Genomic DNA, 20,975 nt, shown 5'->3' with positions numbered 1-20,975 from the left:
CGACTCCACAGCGAGACCGTTATGCCGGATAAATAGCCCCCAAAACGGCAGAAAGCGCAGCCGCATCGCACCGGCGTGCGCGCCCGCGTGATAACACAGCGGATCGCCCCACCCAACCCCTTGCGTCGATGCAATTTCCGAATTTGCTGGGTAAATTCAATTCACATGACCGCCGCACCAGCAGATTTTGCAAGTGCCCGAAGCGAATTCCTCACCATCGACACCCCACGAGTGGAGGACGGGGCCGCGATCTGGCGCATCGCCCGCGACTCCGAGGTCCTGGACCTCAACTCCTCGTACAGCTACCTGCTGTGGTGCCGTGACTTCGCGGAGACCTCCGTGGTCGCCCGCGACGAGACCGGCGAGCCCATCGCCTTCGTGACGGGATACCTCCGGCCGGACCGCCCCGGGACGCTCGTCGTCTGGCAGGTGGCCGTCGACCACGGCCACCGCGGGAGCGGACTGGCGGGAAAGCTGCTGGACGCGCTGACCTCGCGGGTCGCCGCCGCACAGGGCCTGGCCTCGGTCGAGACGACCGTCACCCCGGACAACACCGCGTCGGACCGGCTGTTCACCTCCTATGCGCAGCGCCACGACGTCGCCCTGGAGCGCGAAGTGCTCTTCGAGGGCGAACTGTTCCCCGAGGGAACGCATCTGCCGGAAGTGCTGTACCGCATCGGCCCGTTCCACGCCTGAGCGCCTTTGCCTGTCCGCCTCCGGGCGCGTCGGCCACCGCCGCGCCCGAGCACCCCGGCCGCTCTGCTTCCGAGCACTCCCGCAGCCTCGCACCGTCGTCCGTCACACCCCCCTCAAGCAGGAGATTCCCTGTGACCATCACCCCGCCCGCACTGAGTGTCTTCGAGACCCTGGAGTCGGAGGTACGGAGCTACTGCCGCGGCTGGCCCGCGGTGTTCGACCGTGCGCAGGGCTCCCGTCTGACCGACGAGGACGGCCACAGCTACCTCGACTTCTTCGCCGGCGCGGGATCTCTCAACTACGGCCACAACAACCCCGTGCTGAAACGCGCGCTGATCGACTACATCGAGCGCGACGGCATCACCCACGGCCTCGACATGGCCACCACCGCCAAGCGCGCCTTCCTGGAGTCCTTCCAGAACAACGTGCTGCGCCCGCGCGACCTCCCGTACAAGGTGATGTTCCCCGGCCCGACCGGCACCAACGCGGTCGAGGCGGCGCTGAAGCTGGCCCGCAAGGTGAAGGGGCGCGAGTCGATCGTCTCGTTCACCAACGCCTTCCACGGCATGTCGCTGGGCTCGCTCGCCGTCACCGGCAACGCCTTCAAACGGGCCGGGGCGGGCATCCCGCTGGTGCACGGCACCCCGATGCCGTTCGACAACTACCTCGACGGCAGAGTGCCCGACTTCCTCTGGTTCGAACGGCTCCTGGAGGACCAGGGATCCGGTCTCAACAAGCCCGCCGCCGTGATCGTCGAGACGGTGCAGGGCGAGGGCGGCATCAATGTGGCGCGCCCCGAGTGGCTGCGGGCGCTCGCCGATCTGTGCCACCGCCGCGACATGCTCCTGATCGTCGACGACATCCAGATGGGCTGCGGGCGCACGGGGGCGTTCTTCTCGTTCGAGGAGGCCGGCGTCACCCCCGACATCGTCACCCTGTCGAAGTCCATCAGTGGCTACGGACTGCCCATGTCGCTCTGTCTGTTCAAGCCGGAGCTGGACATCTGGGGGCCGGGCGAGCACAACGGCACCTTCCGCGGCAACAACCCGGCGTTCGTCACGGCCGCCGCCGCGCTGGACGCCTACTGGGCGGACGGGCAGATGGAGAAGCAGACCCTGGCCAGGGGCGAGCAGATCGAGCAGGCGCTGCTCGCGATCTGCGACGAACACGCCCGGCTGGGTGCGCGGTTCCGGGGCCGCGGCCTGGTCTGGGGCGTGGAGTTCACCGACACCTCGCGCGCCGCCGCCATCTGCGCCCGCGCCTTCGAGCTGGGCCTCCTGGTCGAGACCTCCGGTCCGCGGAGCGAGGTCGTGAAGCTGCTGCCGCCGCTGACCAGCACCCCCGAGGAACTGGACGAGGGCCTGCGGACGCTGGCCCGCGCGGTCCGCGAGACCACCTGACCACCTGTCCGGGCCCTCCCGTCCCGGACAGGTACGCACACAAGCACCGCCGCAGAGAGAAAGGCACCGACCCACCGTGATCGTCCGATCGTTCAGTGACATCGAGAACACCGACCGGCATGTGAAGGCCGCTTCCGGAACCTGGGAGAGCAAGCGCATCGTGCTCGCCCAGGAGAAGGTGGGCTTCTCGCTCCATGAGACCACGATGTACGCGGGCACCGAGACGTCGATGTGGTACGCGAACCACATCGAGGCCGTCCTGTGCGTCGAGGGCGAGGCCGAGCTCACCAATGACGAGACCGGCGAGAAGCACTGGATCACCCCCGGCACGATGTACCTGCTGGACGGCCATGAGCACCACACCATGCGGCCGAAGACCGACTTCCGCTGCGTCTGCGTCTTCAATCCTCCGGTCACCGGGCGGGAGGAGCACGACGAGAACGGTATCTACCCGCTGTTGACCGAGGAGCGCTGAACCATGACCACTGATGTACGCGCCGATCTGTACCCCACACGCGGTGCGGCCGAGATGACCACTCCTCGCCAGGACCCGGTCATCTGGTCCGCCCCCGGCGCCCCGGGGCCGGTCTCCGTGAAGGACCTGCAGGGCTTCGAACGCGACGGGTTCCTCACCGTCGACGAGCTGATCACGCCGGACGAGGTCGCCGTCTGCCACGCCGAACTGGACCGGCTGATCGCCGATCCGGCGGTGCGGGCCGACGAACGCTCGATCGTGGAGCCGAAGTCGCAGAAGGTGCGGTCGGTCTTCGAGGTCCACCGGATCAGCGAGGTCTTCGCCCGGCTGGTCGGCGACGAGCGCGTGGTGGGCCGGGCCCGGCAGATCCTCGGCTCGGACGTGTACGTCCACCAGTCCCGGATCAACGTCAAGCCCGGCTTCGGCGCTTCGGGCTTCTACTGGCACTCGGACTTCGAGACCTGGCACGCCGAGGACGGTCTGCCGAACATGCGGGCGGTGTCCGTGTCGATCGCGCTGACCGAGAACCTCGACACCAACGGCGGGCTGATGATCATGCCCGGTTCGCACAAGTCGTTCCTCGGCTGTGCGGGCGAGACGCCGGAGGACAACTACAAGAAGTCCCTGAAGATGCAGGACGCCGGCACCCCGTCCGACGAGGCGCTGACGAAGCTGGCCGACCGGCACGGCATCAAGCTCTTCACGGGCAGGCCGGGTTCGGCCACCTGGTTCGACTGCAACTGCATGCACGGCTCGGGGGACAACATCACCCCCTACCCGCGCAGCAATGTCTTCATCGTCTTCAACAGCGTGGAGAACGCCGCCGAGGAGCCGTTCGCGGCTCCGGCACGGCGTCCGGAGTTCATCGGGGCGCGGGACTTCACACCCGTGAGGTGACGTACCGGCGAACCCGGACCGGGCAAGGGGGTGGGGCGACATCCGTCGCCCCACCCTCTTCTTCGCGTGGGTGGACCGCGCTCGAAGTCGGTGGACCGGGACGGCCGTCAGCGGCGACAGTGGGGCCCATGACCTCACTGGTACGTCACATCACGATCGACTGCGCCGACGCCTACGAGCTCGGCGGTTTCTGGGCCGAGGTGCTCGGCGCCCCGCTCTCCGACGAGGACGCCCCCGGCGATCCCGAGGCGCTCGTCGAAGCCCCCGGCGCCGCGCTGCTGTTCATCTCGGTGCCGGAGCCCAAGAGCACCAAGAACCGTCTGCACCTGGACATCCAGCCGCAGGACCGCACCCGGGACGAGGAGGTGGAGCGGCTGCTCGGCCTGGGCGCGACCCTCGTGGCCGACCACCGCCGGCCGAACGGGCGGGGCTGGGCGACGCTCGCCGACCCGGAGGGCAATGAGTTCTGCGTCGAGTGCAGCGCGGCGGAGCGGGCGTCGCTCACCGGAACCCGGCTGCCGGTCACGGCGGACGACGTGACCACCGCGGTCCGTCTCGCGGTCGACGCGCTCCGCCGGTCCCCGGTGGACGACTGGCTGGTCCCGGCCGGGTCGTTGGAGTGGAACTGCTGGGAGACCGCGGAGCACTTGAGCGACGACCTCTTCTCCTACGCCACCCAGCTGGGCCCCCGCCGGCCGGCGCTGGACACCTACGTCCCGTACCGCTGGGAAGCCACCCGCGAGGGCGGTCCGTTGAACGCGATCTTCGCGGACCGGTCGGCCGGGCCCGGCGGACTGCTCCAGACGCTGGAGGCGAGCGGCGCGCTGCTCGCGGCGATGGTACGGACGGCCTCGCCGAAGGCCCGCTCGTTCCACTCCTACGGGGTGTCCGATCCGGAGGGCTTCGCCGCCATGGGCATCGTGGAGACCCTGGTGCACACGCAGGACCTCGCCGCGAGCCTGGAGATCGCCTGGGCGCCGCCCGCCGACCTCTGTGACCGGGTGCTGGCCCGGCTGTTCCCGGACGCGCCGAAGGACGCCGACCGGTGGGCCGTCCTGCTCTGGGCCACCGGCCGCGCCGAGCTGCCCGGCCGGCCGCGGGTCACGTCGTGGAAGTGGCAGAGCGCGCCGCTGGACTAGGGCCTTCCGTTTGGATCACGCCTGACTCGCGTGCCCCGGCCGGCTGATCCGGCCTGATCCCGGCGGAAGACCCCAGTGCCTTCCCGGCCTCAGGACCGATCGGTGTCCAGGGCCGGGTAGTCGACGTACCCCTTCGCGTCCCCGCCGAAGAAGGTCGACGGGTCCGGGGTGTTGAACGGGCCGCCGGCCTTCAGCCGGGCGGGCAGATCCGGGTTGGCGATGAACAGCGCGCCGTACGAGATGATGTCGGCGATCCCGTCGTCGATCAGCGAGTGGTCGTCCGGCCCGGTCGGCCCGTCCGTCAGCGCGTTGAGAAGGAACGTGCCGGAGAACTGCTTGCGCAGCGCGAGCGTCAGCTCGCGGATCTCCACCGCCTCCAGGACGTGCAGATAGGCGAGGCCGAGCGGCTCGATCTCCCGCACCAGCGCGGTGTAGACGGAGGCCGGCACGGGCTCGTCGATGTCGTTGTACGTGTTTCCGGGCGAGATGCGCAGCCCGGTCCGCTCCGCACCGATCTCGGCGGCGACGGCCTTGACCACCTCGACGGCGAACCGGATGCGGGCCTCCTCGGAGCCGCCCCACTCGTCGTCGCGCAGGTTGGTGTTGGGCGAGAGGAACTGGTGGATGAGGTAGCCGTTGGCACCGTGCAGCTCGACCCCGTCGAAGCCGGCGTCGATCGCGTTGCGCGCGGCCGTCGCGTAGTCGGCGATGGTCTGCCGCACTTCGTCGCCGGTCAGTTCGCGCGGGGTGGTGAAGTCCTCCAGTCCCGCGCCGGTGTAGAGCTGACCGGCGGGCTTGACCGCTGAGGCGCTGACCGGGGTGAGTCCGTCCGGCAGCACGACCGGGTGGCCGATCCGGCCCGCGTGCATGAGCTGGGCGAAGATCCGGCCGCCCGCCGCGTGCACCGCGTCGGTGACCTTGCGCCAGGACGCGATCTGCTCCGCGCTGTGCAGTCCCGGGGTGTCGGGGTAACCCTGCCCCACCACCGACGGCTGGATGCCCTCCGTGATGATCAGGCCCGCCGACGCGCGCTGGGTGTAGTACTCGACGACGAGATCGGTGGCGATGCCGCCCTCACCGGCCCGGCTGCGGGTCATCGGAGCCATCGCTATGCGGTTGGCGAGCTGGGTGCCGGACAGGTCGATCGGGTCGAAAGCGGTGGTCATGAGAGCTCCCGGAAAATTTATATGGTCGGCCAAGTATTTCCGCCTGCGCCACTGTAGCCCATTGATTGGCCGACCAAGGTAAAGTTCGCAGAAAGCGCCCGGATCCGCGCTTCCGGCCCGCTCCGCACCGCCGGGGGCGCCGGCCCGGCACCACCCCGAGGAGTCCCGATGAAGGCCGATCCCGCCTGTACCGAGCTGCCGAGCGCCGCCCTCGGCGGCCCTGTCAGCCACGCCGTCTCACGGGTCGCCCGGCTGCACCGGATCGCCGCGGGCAAGCTGCTCAAGGGGCTCGGGCTCTACCCCGGCCAGGAGTTCCTGATGATGTACCTGTGGGACGCGGGTGCGGTGCGCCAGTCCGAGCTGATCAAGGTCATGGACCTCGACCCCTCCACCGTCACCAAGATGCTCCAGCGCCTCGAACAGACCGGGCACGTCCGCCGCTCCCCCGACCCGGACGACCGCCGGGCCGTCCTGGTCGAGGCCACCGACGACAGCTGTGCGCTGCACAGCGCCGTCGAGCGGGCCTGGACGAATCTGGAGGAGCACACCCTCGCCGGACTGGACACGGCCGAGCGCGAGGAGTTGGCGCGGCTGCTCGGCAAGGTCGAGGAGAACCTCTGCCAGGAGACCGCGGACTGCCCCGAGCGCCGCTGATCCCCCGGCGTCCGGGCGGGCTCAGCCCGAGAGCACGTCCAGGGCCCGGTCCACATCCGCCTCCGTGTTGTACAGATGGAAGGCCGCGCGCAGACTGCCCGCCCGGTCCGAGACCACCACTCCGGCCCGCGCCAGCTCCGGCACCCGCCCGCCGAGTCCGGGCACGGCGACGATCGCCGACTCCCCCGGCACCGCCTCGTGCCCCATGCCGGCCAGCCCCGCCCGCATGCGGGCCGCGAGACCGGTGGCGTGAGCGCGGACGGCGTCGATCCCGACCTCGCCCAGCAGCGCGAGGGAACGCTCGGCGCCGTGGTACGAGAGGAAGGCGGGCGGCTCGTCGTACCGGCGCGCGCCCGGAGCGAGCCGCTCGACCGGGCCGTATGTGCTGTTCCAGGGGTCGTCGGAGGCGACCCACGCGGCGAAGACGGCCGGCAGGGTGCGCTGGGCCTCCTCGGTGACGGTGAGGAACGACGCGCCGCGCGGGCAGAGCAGGAACTTGAAGCCGCCGGTGACCGTGTAGTCGTACGACCCGGCGTCCAGTGGAAGCCAGCCGGCCGACTGGGTGGCGTCGAGCAGTGTCCGGGCGCCGTGGGCGGCGGCCGCTTCGCGTACCGCGTCCAGATCGGCGCTCCGGCCGTCGGCGGACTGCACGGAGGAGAAGGCGACGAGATCGGTGCCGGGCCGTACCGCGTCGGCCAGCTTGTCCAGCGGGACATAGCGCATCCTGAGATCGCCACGGACCGCGAACGGACTGACGACGGAGCTGAACTCCCCCTCGGGCGCCACGACTTCGGCCCCCGACGGCAGCGAGGCCGCGATCAGCCCGACGTGTACGGAGACCGAGCTGCCGGTGGCGACCCGATCGGCGCCGACTCCGGCCAGGCGGGCGAACCCGGCGCGGGCGGCGTCCACCGCCTCGAAGTCGCCGGAACCGTTCCTGCGCCCCGCGGCGAGCGCCTCGGCGAGCTCCCCGACCGCCGCCACCGTGCGCCGGGGCAGCAGCCCGCAGCTGGAGGTGTTGAGGTAGGTGGTCTCCGGCGCGAACTCGTCGTCCACCGCACGGCTGAGCGAAGTAGTCTCCATGAGCCCAGCCTGAAGCCCCCTTGATTCATCGTCAATCACCACGAATCAAGGGGTGCACCCAAGTAATGCTTATGCATACGGCTCAGGACGGGCCGTCGGACGTCGCCACCGGCGTACCGGCCGCGCAGGCGACGCCACCGCTTGCTTACGGGGCCGTGCGGACACCGCAACCACCCGCCCGCAGGCCCGCTGGGGCGCCGCCGCCCCCGGCTCTGGCGCCGTCACCGCCCGCCCGCAGACCCGCTCAGGCGCCGGTTCCCGGCTGCGGGACCTCGCAGGCGCCGTCGGCGTCGCAGGCCGCGGCGTCGCCGCCGATCACGGTCAGCGGCCGGTCCTTCCACGCCTGTTCGAGTGCCTGGGCGAAGACCTCGGCGGGCTGGCCGCCGGAGATCCCGTACCGCCGGTCGAACACGAAGAACGGCACCGCGTTCGCCCCCAGCTCGGACGCCTCGCGCTCATCGGCCCGCACCTCGGCGGCGTACGCCTGCGGGTCGGCGAGGACGGCGCGCGCCTCGTCGGCGTCGAGCCCGGCCTCGACGGCCAGCTCGACCAGCACGTCACCGTCGTAGACGGAACGCTCCTCGGCGAAGTTCGCCCGGTACGCGAGGCCCAGCAGCTCGTCCTGACGGCCGCGGGCCTTGGCGAGGTGGAGCAGCCGGTGGATGTCGAAGGTGTTGCCGTGGTCACGGCCCTCGGTGAGATAGCCGAGCCCTTCGGCCTGCGCGTTGGCCGCGACGTTCGCCTCCATGGCCTGCGCCTCTTCACGGGTGCGCCCGTACTTCTGCGCCAGCATGTCGATCACCTGTGCGGTGTCGCCCTTGGCGCGCCCGGGGTCGAGCTCGAAGGACCGGTGCACGACCTCCACCTCGTCGCGGTGGGCGAACCCCGCCAGGCCCTTCTCGAAGCGGGCCTTGCCTATGTAGCACCAGGGGCAGGCGATGTCGCTCCAGATCTCGACGCGCATGTCTCTTCTTCTCTCCATGTTCTCGTGACTACGGTTCGGGCAGCACGGAGCGGCCCTCCGCTCCCGTGACACAACGCGGGAACGGACGCCCTCATTCCCCGCCCGCGTGCGGCGGCTCCCCCGCCGGGGTGCTCCGGTCGTCGAGTTCGACGACCGGGCGGTCGGCGACCACGGCCACGATGATCATCGCTGCGTCGCCGTCGCTCTGGTTGAGGGAAACCGCCACCCACCGGTCGGCCACCGGACCCCACACCGCCAGATCACCGAGACAGTCCCGGTCGCACAGTGCCCGGTACAGCGGCGGCAAGGGCTCGTCCGCCAGGTCGCGGAAGATCGGCACCCGCATCCCCGCCATCCGATGCCCGCCCCAGCTCCGGTCCAACTCGCCCACGAGGCCGGCCAGATGACCTGCGGCGACCTCCTCGGCCTCGTTCCACGCGGGCCCGTACACCCCCACGAGGCCGTCGCTCTCCCAGAGCGGCACGATCCGGAAGCCCTCGCCCTCGGTCGCGGACCACTCCCCGGTGTCCGGCTCGCCCTCGTCGACCGTCGGCCCCACGGCCGGTACGGGCCCGGCGAGCAGCGCCTCGATGTCGGACACCGCCCGGCCGGTCGCGAACGTCTCACCGCTCCGGGCGGTCACAGCACTGCCATCTCGACGGGCGCCGCGGCCAGTCCGCTGAAGGAAGCACGGTACGCGCCGGGGGTGAGGCCGAGGCGGCACTGGATGTGCCGGCACATCGAGCCGGAGGTGGCCAGGCCGCCGGCGCGGGCGACTTTGCCGAACAGCAGCTCGGGGACGGCGATGTCGAACATCGATACGGGCAGGGGCGGGATGACGACGACACGGAGCGCGGGCGGCGGCATGGCCAGAACCTCCGGATGCATGGCATTCGGGCCACCACTGTACGCCGGGACCGATCGTCGGGCCGGGCGCAAGCCGACGGAGAACCTCGCCCAAGCACCGCTTACCGCCGCCGAGTTGCCCCACGACCGGCACGCGCAGGACTCGCCGGCCCACGATCTCCCCGCCACCGTCACGGGGGTGGCCACATTCGCCGCGCTCCTCCTGGCATGCGACTCATCCGCCTGCTCACCAGTGCCGAGGACGCAGCATCCGAAGGGTTGTGCGCTACGCGGTGGCCCGGCGGCCGGCCCGGCCGGCCCCGAGGCCGAGGGCCAGCACGATGACGACGACGGCGAGTCCGATGGGGGACGCGGTCGCCGTCACGATCCACGGAGCGGTGCCGACGAGGATGGCGAGGGCGTGCCGTGAGCGGCCGTCCCCGGCGACCATCCGGATCGCGAGCACGAGCACGGCTGGTCCGAGCTGCCCGACCATGCCGAGCCCGGGGTCGGCCCCACCGGTGACCGCCGTGCAGAGCGACGGCAGCCAGGCCACGACGGCGAAGGCCGAGGCCGTCCACCGGTCGGTCCTGGCCGGCGTGGCACCGCCCGGCATCAGGACGAGTACGGACAGCAGCGGGATCAGCCATCCATCCGCTCGCGCGCCGACGGCCACCGCCACCAGGGTCAGCGCGCCGAGCGTCCGGGCGAGCGGCCTTCCAGATCGATACGACCAAGGAGTTGTGGGAGAAGACCTCGGAGCAGATTCCCTACGCCCAGACGGACCGCCCCATCAAGGCCAAGGTGACGTCGCTGTCCAGCGGCCTGGCGCGGATCGAGCTCTCCGGGGTGAGCCTGGCCGACTACCTGCGGGAGCCGGACAGCAATGCGCACGGAGGGCCGGGGGACCTTCCCGGGTTCCGGAAATGGGAAGTGACGGGGAGCGCCGGGAAGTTGCCCGTAACGCGCAGGTCGCCATCTTGGAAGGTCAGGGCTGTGGCGTTCCGGTCGTTGGCGGCTGCTCGGTGCCGCAGTACCGACATTTGGCAGCAGCGGCCTGCAGGTCCTCGAACAGGCAGGCCGGAGACGTCTTGACAGGGCCTGGCTCCTTGAAGGCCACCACACCATGCCGCAGCGAATAACGCTTGTACGGCACGACGATGAGGAAGTAGACGACGGCCATGAAGATGATGAAGTGAATGACTGCCGAGATGACACCGGCAGCGGCCCGCCGCGACCATGCCGGGAATGGCTGCGGCCCGCCCCGTACCGTCGGGGCGGGCCGCAGCCGCGTGGTCGCGCTCAGGTGGTGGGCAGTACCTTCCAGGAGCCGGTGCCGGTGCCGCGGTCGGTGTAGGGGCTGGTGGAGACGTCGTACTTGGCGCCCTGCCGGGCGGAATGGCCGTTGGTGTCGAGGAAGCCGCCGTTGGCGGAGCCGTAGTCGTTGAGCAGGTGCACGATGTCGTCGGTGCGGATGTGGCCGTCCCTGGGGGAGGACGTCTTGGCGAAGATGTGCCACTTGCCGGTGCCCTGGCCGCGGTCCTTGGTGACGGTGGTGGACACTTCGTACTTGGCGCCCTGCCGGGTGGAATGGCCGTTGGTGTCGAGGTAGGTGCCGCTGCCGTACTGGTTGATGAGGTAGATGACGTCGCCGCTGGTGACACGGGTGCCGTTCGTCTTGCCGGTGGCGGAGACGACCTTCCAGACCGATGTCGCCGGGCCGCGGCTGTTGGGGGTCTGGTTGGTGCTGACGTCGTAGGTGGCGCCGGACTGGGTGGAGTGGCCGTTGGTGTCGAGGTAGCCGCCGTCACCGCCGTACTGGTTCTGCAGCAGGATGACGCTGCCATAGGTGAGATCGCTGCGGGCTGCTGCGCCCGCAGCCGTCGTGGGGGCGGCGAGCGCGGCGGCGGTGGCGGTGAGTGCTGCGGCGGCGGCGCAGGCGGCCACACGCTGCTTCATGGTGCGGAGCACAAGGATCCCCTTCATCACTTTCTGCGTGCATGTCGTTGCAGTTAGTGAGTTTGCCTGGCGGTGAAGACTTTCGTACGCCGGGCATGGATTTCGCTGCGCCAAACCCCTCCATCTAGGTAAGTATGGGCACTTTGTGCGACACGGTCGGCCACGCCGACTTGCGGAGGTGAGCCGGGCCCGACGATCGCCATGCCAGGATCGTGCGGACTGAAGGTTCGTGAGCAGGAAGGGGCCGGCTGCATCTTCGCCGGGCCACGCCCGGGCGAGAGCAGAACAAACGGTCCGCATCCGCGACTCCAAGGACACGGCCCTCCCCCACCTGACACTCGACCGCACCGGCTGGACGCGCTTCGTGCGATACGCGGCCGGGGCCTGAACGTCGGGACCGCCCGGTGCCGGCCGCACGACGCCGGGCGTTCATCCGCGGGCCGTCGCCCGCCGACGGGAAATCCGGTGGCGGGCCGGGCCCGTCCGTGGTGAAGATCGCGGCATGCCCATCTTCCTGGAGACCGACCGGCTCGTCCTGCGCGAGTTCACGGCGGCCGACACCGACCACCTGGTCGCGCTGGACAACGACCCCGAGGTCATGCGTTTCATCAACGGCGGCCGTCCCACCAGCCGTGAGGCGATCCAGGAGCGGACCCTGCCCCGACTCCTGCTCGACCACCCCTGCTGGGGGGCCCGCGGCTACTGGGCCGCGCAGGACAGGGCCACCGGCGCCTTCCTGGGCTGGTTCGAGTTCCGGCCGCTCCAGCAGGACAGCCCCGCCGTCGTCGAACTCGGCTACCGGCTGAACCGGACGGCATGGGGGCGGGGCTGTGCCACCGAGGGATCCCGGGCCCTGATCCACAAGGGGTTCACGGAACTGGGGGTCGAGCGGGTCACGGCGAACACCATGGCCGTCAATGCCCGTTCCCGCCGCGTCATGGAGAAGTCGGGCCTGTCCTTCGTCCGGAACTTCACCGGGGACTGGCCGGAGGCGATCGAGGGTTCCGAGCACGGCGAGGTCGAATACGAACTCACCCGGACCGCGTGGGAGAAGTCTCGCTAGTGCTGTGGCCGGAAAGATTCACCGGCTCGCGACGCAGATGTTTTGCAGGGCCTCGGCCGAGTGGCCGAGGCCGCGGCCCTGTCCTACTTGGCGGTCCAAAGGCCCAGGTCGTTCACCTCGGGGTCCGCCGCTCGCCGCAGCGCGTGCGGGGAACCCAGCATGCCGTCCGGCAGATAACCGGACCGGACGCCCAGCTCCCACTCGTGCACCTGGACCGCGAGGGCGGCCAGGGCAAGTGCGCCGAGCGGCAGCAGGGTCCTGGGGGAGGGATCGGCGCCCACGCTCTCCCGGTGCTCGACGAGCCGGGCCACGAGGGCCTGCTCGAAGGCGTGCTGATCGTCGTCGAGGAGCACGCGAAGGAGGCGCTGGTCCGGTGTCAGGGAGCCGGCCGCGTCCAGCTTCCCGGCCGCCTCGGCGCGCCGTGCGGCGTCCGGCTTGCACATGGTCACCGTGGGCCAGTCGCGGGGCAGGTGCCCGCGTGCCTCGGCCAGGTAGCCGCACAGTGCGTCCATCGTCGCAAGGTCCGCCGCATCCGACGTCGAGGCCTGCTTCGCGTACGGCACCCCCTCGCGGATCTCGGGCGCGTAGTCGTCCCGCAGCAGCAGACCGATCACCCGCTGCCAGTCCCATACCAGTCCGCTGACCAGGCACATCTCAAATGTATCGATCCACGTCCTGGCCGTGGGGGCCTGCTCGACGATGTCGCCGAAGGCGATGTGCTCGCTGCTGAGCCCCTCGTCGATGAGCGGGAAGAGGATCTCCTGGTCACCGTCGGGGAAGCAGCCGATGCTCAGCACGCCCAGGGAGCACTCCGCCGCGGTCCGCAGTGCTGTGTGCGCCTGCTCGTCGAGCACCGGTTCCGCCACCGTGCGGGCGGCTATGTGGTCGAGGAGTTCGTCACGCATCTCCTGCAGCTTCTCCGGGGACGCGTCGTCGTAGCGCATCCCGTGCCACCGCCCGCGGGTCCGTCCGCGGATGTCGTCGAGCGCCTGGGACATCCTCTGTCCGCCGACCTCATGACGCGTCACTTCCTGCACAACTGCCGTCCTCCCGTGATCATTCCGGCTGGACGCGGCACGCTACCAGCGGGTTCGGACACCGCCCGGGTCCGGCCGCTGGATCCGGGCAGCAACAGGGGCGTCGAGTGGGCGGCGGCGCCCGGGAAATCGCCCGGCCACAGGCCGCGGAGCACGGCATGGGCATCCCCGCGGACGGAGCCGCCGGGGCCGGGACGACCTGTCGGACCAGTGGGGGGTCAGGTGTAGCCGAGGATCAGCAATGCCGTCATGAACTGCGCCACGACGTGCAGGAGCAGCAGCCAGGCGCGTGCGTGGACGAACGGCAGCCACCTTCTCGGCCACGCGACGGCCGCGATGCCGAGCACGATCGCCGCCACGAAACACCCGGGGATCCAGCCCTGGGGGACGTGGGCGCAGTCCACGCCGTACGTCACACAGCCGGACGCCCGGGTTGTGCTCAGCACGAAGAGGCCGCAACCGATCAGCACGGGCACGAGCATGCACAGGGCGAACCAGGAGGCTGTGCGGATATTGCGGTCCGTGCGTTCATGGTCGGCGGGTTCGGTGTCGGCCGTGCGGACCTCGTCGCAGGCGGGTGTGGCGTTCATGCGGTCCACCCAACCCTCCGCGGAAGCCGGAGGGTTGGGGGCCGGTACTCGTTTCCCCTGAGTACGCGCGCTCATTCATTCGACGGTTCGACGGACGTTCGGGAGAACTCAGCTCCCGTCGCGCAGATCCTCAAGTCCCGTCGTACGGAACGCGATCCGGTCGAACGATGCCTCGCAGCCCTCGCCCGTCGGTGACTGGACCAGGAAGCCGACCGACGCCTCGGCCGCACGCTCCGGCTCGCCTAGGGCGAAGACGCGGACGAAGGTCCACTTCTCGCCGTCGGGCGAGGCGTGGAAGGCGAACGCGTCGCCCGTGCGGCTGAGGCGCAGCCAGCAGCTGTTGCCGTCCACGACGAAGGAGTTGACGTCGTCGGAGTGGCCGCGGGTGACGACCGTGCAGACGGTGGGCAGGTTCGGGGAGAGCTCCAGGCAGATCTTGGCCCACTCCCGTTCCCCGACGTGGAGGTAGAGGACCCCCGCGTCGAAGGCCGCGGCGAAGTCGACCGTGACCCGGGCGAGCAGCTGGAAGTCGCCCCGTGGTGCCGTGCCGAGGAGGCGGGGTGCGTCGCTCGCGGAGTCCAGGGCTTCGCCGCCGGGTGGTACGAAGCGGTCCTGGCGGGCTCCGGCCCGGCCGGTCAGTGTGCCGTTCTCGTACGTCCAGTCGACCTCGGGGCCGAACGGGCGTACCTCAAAGGGGAGTTCGGGAAGATCCGGGGTCATGCGCGGCGGCCGTTCACTCGGCGGGGCAGGTTCAGGGGGTTGTCCTCGCGTAGCTCCGGGGGGAGCAGGGCCTCGGGGGTGGTCTGGTAGGTGACCGGGCGCAGCCAGCGTTCGACGGCGGTGGCGCCGACCGAGGTGGACGTGGAGGTGGTGGCCGGGTAGGGGCCGCCGTGGTGCTGGGCGGGGGCGACGGCGACGCCGGTCGGCCAGCCGTTGACGAGGATCCGGCCTGCCAGGGGCGTGAGGGCCGCGAGGAGTCCGGGGGCGTCGGCGTCGTCCGTGGCGATCTGGAGGGTGGCGGTGAGGTTGCCGGGGAGGCGGGAGAGGATGGCGGTGATCTCGTCCTCGCGGGCGTAGCGGGCGACGACCGTGACCGGACCGAAGCACTCTTCCAGCAGCGCGTCGTGCGGGCCCTGCGCGGTGAGGAGGTGCGCCGGTACGGTGAGGAAGCCGGCCGCGACGGTGTGGTCGCCGCCCGAGCCGGGGGTGACCGGGGCGTCCACGCCGGGGAGTTCGGCGCGTTCCCGTACCCCCGCGACGAAGGCGTCACGCATCCGGTGGTCGAGCAGCACCGAGGCCTCGGTGTCGCTGACGGCGTCGGTCAGCGACTTCAGCAGCCGGTCGCCGGTCTCCCCCGCCGGGGCCAGGACGAAGCCGGGTTTGGTGCAGAACTGGCCTGCCCCCATGGTCATCGAGCCCGCGAGCCCGGCGCCGATCTGCTCGCCGCGTTCGGCGGCTGCCGCCTCCGTGACGACGACGGGGTTGAGGGAGCCCAGCTCACCGTGGAAGGGGATCGGCGCCGGGCGGGCCGCCGCCGCGTCGAACAGGGCACGGCCGCCGCGTACGGAGCCGGTGAAACCGGCGGCGGCGACGAGTGGGTGCCTGATCAGTTCGATGCCCGCCTCGAAGCCGTGCACCAGGATCAGTACGTCCTCGGGCAGGCCGACCTGCGCTGCCGCCCGGCGCAGGAGGGAGGCGCACAGTTCGGAGGTGGCGGGGTGGTCGGGGTGCGCCTTGACGACGACCGGGCAGCCGGCCGCCAGTGCGCTCGCGGTGTCGCCGCCGGGGACGGAGAAGGCGAGCGGGAAGTTGCTGGCCGCGTACACGGCGACGACGCCGAGCGGGATCTTGTAGCGACGCAGGTCGGGCCAGGGCGGAGTCCGGGTGGCGTCCTCGTGGTCGATGTGGATGTCGAGGTAGGCCCCCTCGTCGACGACCTCGGCGAAGGCTCTCAACTGGGCTGCGGTGCGGGCGAGTTCGCCGGTGAGCCGGGCCGGTCCGAGCGCGGTCTCCGCGTCGGCGGCCTCGATGACGTGCTCCCCGGCCCCGGTGAGCAGATCGGCCGCGGCGCGCAGGAACGCGGCGCGCAGGGTGCGGTCGACGAGCGATTCGCGTACCGCGTGGGAGGCCCGGACCGCGCGGTCGACCTCCTCGGCTGTAGCCTCCACCGCAACCTGCTCACGCGGGTTCCCGGTGCGGGGGTCGACGCTCCAGACTGGTGCTGCTGCCACCGTGATTCCTTCCGCTCCGCTGCCACACATCAGAAGTTGTTCGGTATTCTGAACAGAGTTCTCGATCGTGAATATGAGGCGACTCTATTTCCGGGCGTTCAGCGTTGGCAAGAAGTCGCTGAGGTCAAGAAGTCGCAGGGTTTCATAAGTGGGTTGGAAGGGGCGTAGGGCGATGTCGGCTGCCGAGTCTGGTGGAGCACAGGTCAAATCCGCCGTGCGGACGGTGGAACTTCTCGAATACTTCGCCGGTCGGCCCGGCATGCACTCGCTCGCGGCAGTGCAGGAGGCCGTCGGCTACCCGAAGTCGAGCCTCTACATGCTGCTGCGCACGCTGGTCGAGCTGGGCTGGGTGGAGACCGACGCGACGGGCACACGGTACGGGATCGGCGTACGCGCCCTGCTGGTCGGCACCTCCTACATCGACGGCGACGAGGTCGTCGCGGCCTCCCGCCCGACCCTGGACCGGCTCTCCGACGACACGACGGAGACCATCCACCTGGCCCGCCTCGACGGCACGAACGTGGTGTACCTCGCCACCCGGCAGTCCCAGCACTATCTGCGCCCCTTCACCCGCGTCGGCCGCAGGCTGCCCGCCCACTCCACGTCGCTCGGCAAGGCGCTCCTGGCCACCCACAGCGACGAGCAGGTCCGCAAGATGCTCCCGGAGACCCTGCCCGCGCTGACCGAACACACCATCACCGACCGCGAGAAGCTCATCGAGGAGCTGCACCTCATCCGCGAGCAGGGATACGCGGTGGACCGCGAGGAGAACACCCTCGGACTGCGCTGCTTCGGCGTGGCCATCCCGTACCGCACCCCCGCCCGCGATGCCATCAGCTGCTCGGTGCCGGTGGCCCGGCTCACACCCGCGCACGAGCAGATGGTGAAGGACGCACTGTTCGACGCGCGGGACCGGCTGACGCTGGCCACCCGGAGGCTCTGATCATGCGGGTTGCACTGCGCGAGGTGTGCGACGGAGATCTGTCCCTGTTCTTCGCGTTCATGTCCGATCCGGAGTCGGTCAGGACGGCGGCCTTCACCAGCGAGGACCCCACCGACCGGCACGCGTTCGACGCGCACTGGCGAAGGATCCTGGCCGACGCGTCCGTCGTGATGCGGACGGTGGTCGCGGACGGCGTGGTGGTCGGCAACGCCGGGGTGTACGGGCCGCCGGGCCACCGCCAGGTCACCTACTGGATCGACCGGGCGCACTGGGGCCGCGGGCTGGCGACGGCCGCGCTGTGCGCGCTGCTCGACGCCGTACCGGAACGCCCGCTGCACGCACGGGCCGCGGCCGACAACACCGGTTCGCGCCGGGTGCTGGAGAAGTGCGGGTTCGCCGTCACCGGCGAGGACCACGGGTTCTCGCACGTCCGCGGCGAGGAGACCGACGAGTTGCTGTTCACCCTGCCGGGGTGACGCGGCGACGGTCCGCGCCCTCCGCGCTGCGGAGGGGGACGCCGCCGCGGACCGGGGTCCCCGATCTCTCGGACCCGGCGGGCGCGGCGCGGACACCGCCGCGCAGATCGCACCCCCGGCCGATCATGAGGAATAGGTGAGAAACGGTACAACCGGGAACCCCACCCGGCGCCCGGCTCGTCCCTTTGGGGGATGAACAAGACGATCAGGCGCACCTCGGTCTTCTGCCTGCTGCTGGTCCTCGCCCTGCTGGTTCGGGCGACCTGGGTGCAGGCGTACCAGGCACGGGCGCTCGCAGACGACGACCACAACCGGCGGAAGGTCATAGCGCAGTACGCGCAGCCGCTCGGCGACATCATCGTGGCCGGGAACCCGGTCACCGGATCGAAGAGGACGGTGGGCAGCGACCTCGCGTACAAGCGCACCTACAAGCAGGGCGAGCTCTACGCGGCCGTCACCGGCTACAGCTCCCAGGCCTACGGCGCCACGCAGCTCGAAGGGATCTACAGCCATGTGCTGGACGGCACCGACAACCGGCTGAAGAGCCCGATGGACGTGGCGACGGGCAAGCAGGCGGCCCCCGGGAACGTCCTGACCACGATCGACCCCGATGTGCAGAAGGCGGCGTACGAGGCGCTCGGCAACGACAAGGGCGCGGCGGTCGCGATCGACCCGAAGACCGGGAAGGTCCTGGGCGTGGTCTCCACCCCCTCGTACGACCCGTCGAAGATCAGCGGGACGGCGGACGGCGACGCCTGGAAGCAGCTGCAGGACGACAAGGACAAGCCGATGGTCAACCGTGCGCTGCGGCAGCCGCTGGCCCCCGGTTCGACGTTCAAGCTGGTGGTGGCGGCCGCGGCGCTGGAGGACGGGCTGTACAGCTCGATCGACGTGCGCACGGACAGCCCCAATCCGTACCTGCTGCCCGACACCAGCCGGTACCTGGAGAACGAGAGCGCCTCGGCCCCCTGCGAGAACGCCACCCTGCGCACCGCGCTCCAGTACTCCTGCAACAACGTCTTCGGGAAGGTCGCCGTCGACCTCGGCCAGGACAAGGTCAGGGCGATGGCGGAGAAGTTCGGCTTCAACACCGAGAAGCTCGACATGCCGGTGCGGGCTTCCAAGAGCATCTACCCGTCCGGCATGGACAAGCCGCAGACGGCCCTGTCGGGCATCGGCCAGTTCGAGGTCACCGCGACGCCGCTGCAGATCGCCATGGTCTCGGCCATCCTCGCCAACGGCGGGGAACTGGCCGCACCCCACATGGTGTCCGCGGTGACGGACTCCAAGGGCAACACCTTGCAGGACTTCGCGGACGGGGACACCAGGCGCGTGGTCTCGCAGTCGACCGCGGAGCAGCTGCGCAGCGCGATGGTGACCGTCGTCGAGGAGGGCACCGGCAGCAACGCCAGGATCGACGGGGCCGAGGTGGGCGGCAAGACGGGTACCGCGCAGAACGGCGTGGGCAACAACAAGAGCCCGTACGCCTGGTTCACCTCGTACGCGAAGGACAAGTCCAGCGGCAAGGAGGTCGCGGTGGCGGTCGTCGTCGAGGACTCGGGCGCGGCCCGCGCGGAGGTCAGCGGCAACGGTCTGGCGGCGCCGATCGCCCAGAAGATGATGAAGGCGGCGCTGGCGGGCTGAGGGAGGGGCGGGGCGGTTCAGCCGCGACACGAGTCGGCCGGCTCAGCCGGCGTACGGGCCGTGCGGCGGTTCAGCCGGCGTACGGGCCGGGCACGTCTCCGTGCCGGGCCAGGAACACGAAGTCACGGCCGGTGTCGGCCTGGGTGATCTGGTCGTGGTACAGCGCCCCGTAGCCGCGCCCGTAAAGGGTGGGTGGCGGGGTCCACGCGACCCTGCGCCGCGCCAACTCCTCGTCCGTGACGTCACGATCTGACATGGATGATCCTCAACTCCTACCTGGCCCTGTTCTCCCGAAGCTGCCGCGAAGTGACAAGAGGGCCAGGTTGCGGCGGCCCCCACGTGACTGGGGCCGGACGAGAGGTTGCTGCTCCTGTGCGATCCGGACGCGGCCCGACCAGGACGCCGGTGCGGGCCCCTGGCCTGTCCCGGCCAGGGGCCCGCACGGCATGCCAGGACGGGGTCAGCTCGGCTGGTCGCCGGTGTACCGGTAGATCTCGCCGCCGCTGTTGATGTGCCACGCGGTGCCGTCGGCGCCGGCTGCGATGTCGGTGGCGGTGCCGGGGATCTTGATCCATGGGTTGGCGCCGCTGGCGTCGTTGTTGGTGTACCGGTAGATGCTGCCGGCGGGATCGACGCCCCACACATTCGTCCGGGAGCCCACCGCGATGCGCTTGAGGCTGCCGGAGACGCTCTTCCACGGGTTCGAGCCGTCCTGGTCCCCGGTGTACCGGTAGATCTGGTTGCCGCCGTTGACGCCCCATACGGTGCCGTCGGCCCCCGCGCCGATGTCACTCAGCGCCCCCGGGATCTTGATCCACGGACTGCCGTCGTAGTTGGTGTACCGGTAGATCGCGCCGGCGGAGTCCACCCCCCACACGTTCGTCCTGGAGCCCGCGTCGATGCGGACCAGGCTGCCGGAGATGCCTACCCACGGGTCCGACGCCCCCTGGTCTCCGGCGTACCGGTAGATCTGGTTGCCGCCGTTGACGCCCCATACGGTGCCGTCGGCGCCCGCGCCGATGTCACTGAGGCCCCCCGGGATGTTGATCCACGGACTGCCGTCGTAGTTGGTGTACCGGTAGATGGCGGTTGCCGCGTTCACACCCCACACCGTGGTCCTGGACCCCGCCGAGACGGCAGAGAGACCGCCCGTGACCTTCACCCAATCAGCCATGCTGAAATCACCCTTCGTCGAACGGTGTTGGCAGCCATCATGGGCGACGAAATGAGCCGACAGAGCGGGATGGTTTCTACCCGAGTATCCAATGAGGCGATAAATCGATGTTTCGCCTTCGGCTGCCTTACGGGGTGGGGGCACGGACAGCTCGGCTCGGAGTAGGTCGGCTGAAAGAGCTGTCCTGCCCAAGGGTGATCGACAGAGGCGCCGGTTCATGCGTGCGCCCGGGACGACCCGGCCGGAAGGGGCGGACCAGCGCGCGGCCGGGTCCGCTTCGCGCATCCCGAACCGCCCTGACCCGCAGCTCACGGTGACCGGTACCGCGGATAGCGGCGCATTATCTGCGGCAGACCGTCACGGAAGGCTCGAACTGTGCGGCCGGTTCGGTCTCCACGAGCGCCTGCCCCGGCCTCAGCCGTGCAGTGAGGATGGCGTGCTTGATCGCCTCCAGCACGTACTGGGTGCGGGACGGAATCGGGGCGGGGGCGAAAGTCATGGGTGAAGGGCTCTCACACTCGCGCGTCGCGTCTCATAT

General features: G+C 70.3%; 25 protein-coding genes and 1 pseudogene. 11 read left to right on the top strand and 15 right to left on the bottom strand.

What is annotated here, in order from left to right; all coding sequences use genetic code 11:
• Positions 1–165 precede the first annotated feature (165 nt).
• The 5 genes from ectA to ACZ68L_RS29550 all read left to right on the top strand — a co-directional run bounded on the left by ectA (position 166) and on the right by ACZ68L_RS29550 (position 4,607).
• Positions 166–696: a diaminobutyrate acetyltransferase gene (gene ectA / locus ACZ68L_RS29570; RefSeq protein WP_469582639.1), complete on the top strand. Its 531-nt coding sequence runs from the start codon at positions 166–168 to the stop codon at positions 694–696.
• Positions 697–827: 131 nt separating this feature from the next.
• A complete protein-coding gene (gene ectB, locus ACZ68L_RS29565) occupies positions 828–2,096 on the top strand; it encodes a diaminobutyrate--2-oxoglutarate transaminase (protein ID WP_469582636.1) in 1,269 nt (422 codons plus the stop codon).
• Positions 2,097–2,172: 76 nt separating this feature from the next.
• Positions 2,173–2,571 carry an ectoine synthase gene (locus ACZ68L_RS29560; RefSeq protein WP_469582633.1) on the top strand — a complete coding sequence of 133 codons (399 nt, stop codon included), beginning with the start codon at positions 2,173–2,175 and terminating at the stop codon, positions 2,569–2,571.
• A 3-nt stretch (positions 2,572–2,574) separates the two neighbouring features.
• A complete protein-coding gene (gene thpD / locus ACZ68L_RS29555; RefSeq protein ID WP_469582630.1) occupies positions 2,575–3,468 on the top strand; it encodes an ectoine hydroxylase in 894 nt (297 codons plus the stop codon).
• A gap of 128 nt (positions 3,469–3,596) precedes the next feature.
• The gene (locus ACZ68L_RS29550; RefSeq protein ID WP_469582627.1) at positions 3,597–4,607 is read left to right on the top strand and encodes a VOC family protein; all 1,011 of its coding nucleotides are present in this window, start codon (positions 3,597–3,599) and stop codon (positions 4,605–4,607) included.
• An 89-nt stretch (positions 4,608–4,696) separates the two neighbouring features.
• Here the strand turns inward: ACZ68L_RS29550 and ACZ68L_RS29545 are convergent, their stop codons facing one another.
• Positions 4,697–5,773 (bottom strand): alkene reductase, encoded by a 1,077-nt coding sequence (locus ACZ68L_RS29545; protein ID WP_469582625.1) that lies wholly within the window; start codon positions 5,771–5,773, stop codon positions 4,697–4,699.
• Between the two features lie 168 nt (positions 5,774–5,941).
• Between ACZ68L_RS29545 and ACZ68L_RS29540 the strand changes: the two genes are divergently transcribed.
• Positions 5,942–6,427: a MarR family winged helix-turn-helix transcriptional regulator gene (locus ACZ68L_RS29540; RefSeq protein ID WP_469582622.1), complete on the top strand. Its 486-nt coding sequence runs from the start codon at positions 5,942–5,944 to the stop codon at positions 6,425–6,427.
• A 21-nt stretch (positions 6,428–6,448) separates the two neighbouring features.
• Here the strand turns inward: ACZ68L_RS29540 and ACZ68L_RS29535 are convergent, their stop codons facing one another.
• The 7 genes from ACZ68L_RS29535 to ACZ68L_RS29505 form a co-directional block, all read right to left on the bottom strand.
• On the bottom strand, positions 6,449–7,510 hold the full coding sequence (locus tag ACZ68L_RS29535) for an aminotransferase class V-fold PLP-dependent enzyme (protein WP_469582619.1): 1,062 nt from the start codon (positions 7,508–7,510) through the stop codon (positions 6,449–6,451).
• A 244-nt stretch (positions 7,511–7,754) separates the two neighbouring features.
• Entirely contained in the window at positions 7,755–8,474 is a 720-nt protein-coding gene (locus ACZ68L_RS29530; protein ID WP_469582833.1) for a DsbA family oxidoreductase, read from the bottom strand.
• Positions 8,475–8,565: 91 nt separating this feature from the next.
• Positions 8,566–9,117 carry a hypothetical protein gene (locus tag ACZ68L_RS29525; protein ID WP_469582616.1) on the bottom strand — a complete coding sequence of 184 codons (552 nt, stop codon included), beginning with the start codon at positions 9,115–9,117 and terminating at the stop codon, positions 8,566–8,568.
• A complete protein-coding gene (locus ACZ68L_RS29520; RefSeq protein ID WP_469582613.1) occupies positions 9,114–9,362 on the bottom strand; it encodes a hypothetical protein in 249 nt (82 codons plus the stop codon). Before ACZ68L_RS29520 ends, ACZ68L_RS29525 begins: the two co-directional genes overlap by 4 nt.
• 244 nt (positions 9,363–9,606) lie before the next feature.
• Positions 9,607–9,996 carry a hypothetical protein gene (locus ACZ68L_RS29515; protein WP_469582610.1) on the bottom strand — a complete coding sequence of 130 codons (390 nt, stop codon included), beginning with the start codon at positions 9,994–9,996 and terminating at the stop codon, positions 9,607–9,609.
• Positions 9,997–10,308: 312 nt separating this feature from the next.
• Entirely contained in the window at positions 10,309–10,503 is a 195-nt protein-coding gene (locus ACZ68L_RS29510; RefSeq protein WP_469582607.1) for a hypothetical protein, read from the bottom strand.
• A gap of 119 nt (positions 10,504–10,622) precedes the next feature.
• Positions 10,623–11,279: a hypothetical protein gene (locus ACZ68L_RS29505; RefSeq protein ID WP_469582604.1), complete on the bottom strand. Its 657-nt coding sequence runs from the start codon at positions 11,277–11,279 to the stop codon at positions 10,623–10,625.
• 229 nt (positions 11,280–11,508) lie between these two features.
• Between ACZ68L_RS29505 and ACZ68L_RS29500 the strand changes: the two genes are divergently transcribed.
• Complete coding sequence (locus ACZ68L_RS29500; RefSeq protein WP_469582599.1) at positions 11,509–11,667, top strand: DUF397 domain-containing protein; 159 nt, start codon at positions 11,509–11,511, stop codon at positions 11,665–11,667.
• Between the two features lie 114 nt (positions 11,668–11,781).
• Positions 11,782–12,342 (top strand): GNAT family N-acetyltransferase, encoded by a 561-nt coding sequence (locus ACZ68L_RS29495; protein WP_469582595.1) that lies wholly within the window; start codon positions 11,782–11,784, stop codon positions 12,340–12,342.
• Positions 12,343–12,425: 83 nt separating this feature from the next.
• Here the strand turns inward: ACZ68L_RS29495 and ACZ68L_RS29490 are convergent, their stop codons facing one another.
• The 4 genes from ACZ68L_RS29490 to ACZ68L_RS29475 form a co-directional block, all read right to left on the bottom strand.
• Positions 12,426–13,379 carry an immunity 49 family protein gene (locus ACZ68L_RS29490; protein ID WP_469582593.1) on the bottom strand — a complete coding sequence of 318 codons (954 nt, stop codon included), beginning with the start codon at positions 13,377–13,379 and terminating at the stop codon, positions 12,426–12,428.
• Positions 13,380–13,597: 218 nt separating this feature from the next.
• Positions 13,598–13,969 carry a hypothetical protein gene (locus ACZ68L_RS29485; RefSeq protein ID WP_469582590.1) on the bottom strand — a complete coding sequence of 124 codons (372 nt, stop codon included), beginning with the start codon at positions 13,967–13,969 and terminating at the stop codon, positions 13,598–13,600.
• 108 nt (positions 13,970–14,077) lie between these two features.
• Positions 14,078–14,689 carry a DUF1349 domain-containing protein gene (locus tag ACZ68L_RS29480; RefSeq protein WP_469582587.1) on the bottom strand — a complete coding sequence of 204 codons (612 nt, stop codon included), beginning with the start codon at positions 14,687–14,689 and terminating at the stop codon, positions 14,078–14,080.
• The gene (locus tag ACZ68L_RS29475; protein ID WP_469582584.1) at positions 14,686–16,200 is read right to left on the bottom strand and encodes an aldehyde dehydrogenase (NADP(+)); all 1,515 of its coding nucleotides are present in this window, start codon (positions 16,198–16,200) and stop codon (positions 14,686–14,688) included. Before ACZ68L_RS29475 ends, ACZ68L_RS29480 begins: the two co-directional genes overlap by 4 nt.
• Before the next feature lie 172 nt (positions 16,201–16,372).
• Here ACZ68L_RS29475 and ACZ68L_RS29470 point away from each other — a divergent pair, with 172 nt between their 5' ends.
• The 3 genes from ACZ68L_RS29470 to ACZ68L_RS29460 all read left to right on the top strand — a co-directional run bounded on the left by ACZ68L_RS29470 (position 16,373) and on the right by ACZ68L_RS29460 (position 19,263).
• A complete protein-coding gene (locus ACZ68L_RS29470) occupies positions 16,373–17,143 on the top strand; it encodes an IclR family transcriptional regulator (RefSeq protein WP_351078905.1) in 771 nt (256 codons plus the stop codon).
• Between the two features lie 2 nt (positions 17,144–17,145).
• Positions 17,146–17,619 carry a GNAT family N-acetyltransferase gene (locus ACZ68L_RS29465; RefSeq protein WP_469582580.1) on the top strand — a complete coding sequence of 158 codons (474 nt, stop codon included), beginning with the start codon at positions 17,146–17,148 and terminating at the stop codon, positions 17,617–17,619.
• Positions 17,620–17,811: 192 nt separating this feature from the next.
• Positions 17,812–19,263 carry a penicillin-binding transpeptidase domain-containing protein gene (locus ACZ68L_RS29460; RefSeq protein WP_469582577.1) on the top strand — a complete coding sequence of 484 codons (1,452 nt, stop codon included), beginning with the start codon at positions 17,812–17,814 and terminating at the stop codon, positions 19,261–19,263.
• Between the two features lie 70 nt (positions 19,264–19,333).
• Here the strand turns inward: ACZ68L_RS29460 and ACZ68L_RS29455 are convergent, their stop codons facing one another.
• The 3 genes and pseudogenes from ACZ68L_RS29455 to ACZ68L_RS29445 all read right to left on the bottom strand — a co-directional run.
• Positions 19,334–19,519 carry a hypothetical protein gene (locus ACZ68L_RS29455; RefSeq protein WP_469582849.1) on the bottom strand — a complete coding sequence of 62 codons (186 nt, stop codon included), beginning with the start codon at positions 19,517–19,519 and terminating at the stop codon, positions 19,334–19,336.
• A gap of 204 nt (positions 19,520–19,723) precedes the next feature.
• Positions 19,724–20,437 (bottom strand): tectonin domain-containing protein, encoded by a 714-nt coding sequence (locus tag ACZ68L_RS29450; protein ID WP_469582574.1) that lies wholly within the window; start codon positions 20,435–20,437, stop codon positions 19,724–19,726.
• 346 nt (positions 20,438–20,783) lie between these two features.
• Positions 20,784–20,936: pseudogene (locus tag ACZ68L_RS29445) on the bottom strand (GntR family transcriptional regulator); the annotation flags it as partial.
• Positions 20,937–20,975: the final 39 nt, after the last annotated feature.

The organism is Streptomyces sp. NPDC104309, from assembly GCF_055584025.1.
This window is presented reverse-complemented; position numbering and strand designations above follow the sequence as displayed.

What these genes read in the sequence shown, in the direction of transcription:
- ectA (WP_469582639.1), top strand. Translation starts at nt 166, where the DNA reads ATGACCGCCGCACCAGCAGATTTTGCAAGTGCCCGAAGCGAATTCCTC.
- thpD (WP_469582630.1), top strand. Translation starts at nt 2,575, where the DNA reads ATGACCACTGATGTACGCGCCGATCTGTACCCCACACGCGGTGCGGCC.
- ACZ68L_RS29550 (WP_469582627.1), top strand. Translation starts at nt 3,597, where the DNA reads ATGACCTCACTGGTACGTCACATCACGATCGACTGCGCCGACGCCTAC.
- ACZ68L_RS29545 (WP_469582625.1), bottom strand. Translation starts at nt 5,773, where the DNA reads ATGACCACCGCTTTCGACCCGATCGACCTGTCCGGCACCCAGCTCGCC.
- ACZ68L_RS29540 (WP_469582622.1), top strand. Translation starts at nt 5,942, where the DNA reads ATGAAGGCCGATCCCGCCTGTACCGAGCTGCCGAGCGCCGCCCTCGGC.
- ACZ68L_RS29535 (WP_469582619.1), bottom strand. Translation starts at nt 7,510, where the DNA reads ATGGAGACTACTTCGCTCAGCCGTGCGGTGGACGACGAGTTCGCGCCG.
- ACZ68L_RS29530 (WP_469582833.1), bottom strand. Translation starts at nt 8,474, where the DNA reads ATGCGCGTCGAGATCTGGAGCGACATCGCCTGCCCCTGGTGCTACATA.
- ACZ68L_RS29520 (WP_469582613.1), bottom strand. Translation starts at nt 9,362, where the DNA reads ATGCATCCGGAGGTTCTGGCCATGCCGCCGCCCGCGCTCCGTGTCGTC.
- ACZ68L_RS29510 (WP_469582607.1), bottom strand. Translation starts at nt 10,503, where the DNA reads ATGGCCGTCGTCTACTTCCTCATCGTCGTGCCGTACAAGCGTTATTCG.
- ACZ68L_RS29505 (WP_469582604.1), bottom strand. Translation starts at nt 11,279, where the DNA reads ATGAAGCAGCGTGTGGCCGCCTGCGCCGCCGCCGCAGCACTCACCGCC.
- ACZ68L_RS29495 (WP_469582595.1), top strand. Translation starts at nt 11,782, where the DNA reads ATGCCCATCTTCCTGGAGACCGACCGGCTCGTCCTGCGCGAGTTCACG.
- ACZ68L_RS29485 (WP_469582590.1), bottom strand. Translation starts at nt 13,969, where the DNA reads ATGAACGCCACACCCGCCTGCGACGAGGTCCGCACGGCCGACACCGAA.
- ACZ68L_RS29480 (WP_469582587.1), bottom strand. Translation starts at nt 14,689, where the DNA reads ATGACCCCGGATCTTCCCGAACTCCCCTTTGAGGTACGCCCGTTCGGC.
- ACZ68L_RS29470 (WP_351078905.1), top strand. Translation starts at nt 16,373, where the DNA reads ATGTCGGCTGCCGAGTCTGGTGGAGCACAGGTCAAATCCGCCGTGCGG.
- ACZ68L_RS29465 (WP_469582580.1), top strand. Translation starts at nt 17,146, where the DNA reads ATGCGGGTTGCACTGCGCGAGGTGTGCGACGGAGATCTGTCCCTGTTC.
- ACZ68L_RS29460 (WP_469582577.1), top strand. Translation starts at nt 17,812, where the DNA reads ATGAACAAGACGATCAGGCGCACCTCGGTCTTCTGCCTGCTGCTGGTC.
- ACZ68L_RS29455 (WP_469582849.1), bottom strand. Translation starts at nt 19,519, where the DNA reads ATGTCAGATCGTGACGTCACGGACGAGGAGTTGGCGCGGCGCAGGGTC.
- ACZ68L_RS29450 (WP_469582574.1), bottom strand. Translation starts at nt 20,437, where the DNA reads ATGGCTGATTGGGTGAAGGTCACGGGCGGTCTCTCTGCCGTCTCGGCG.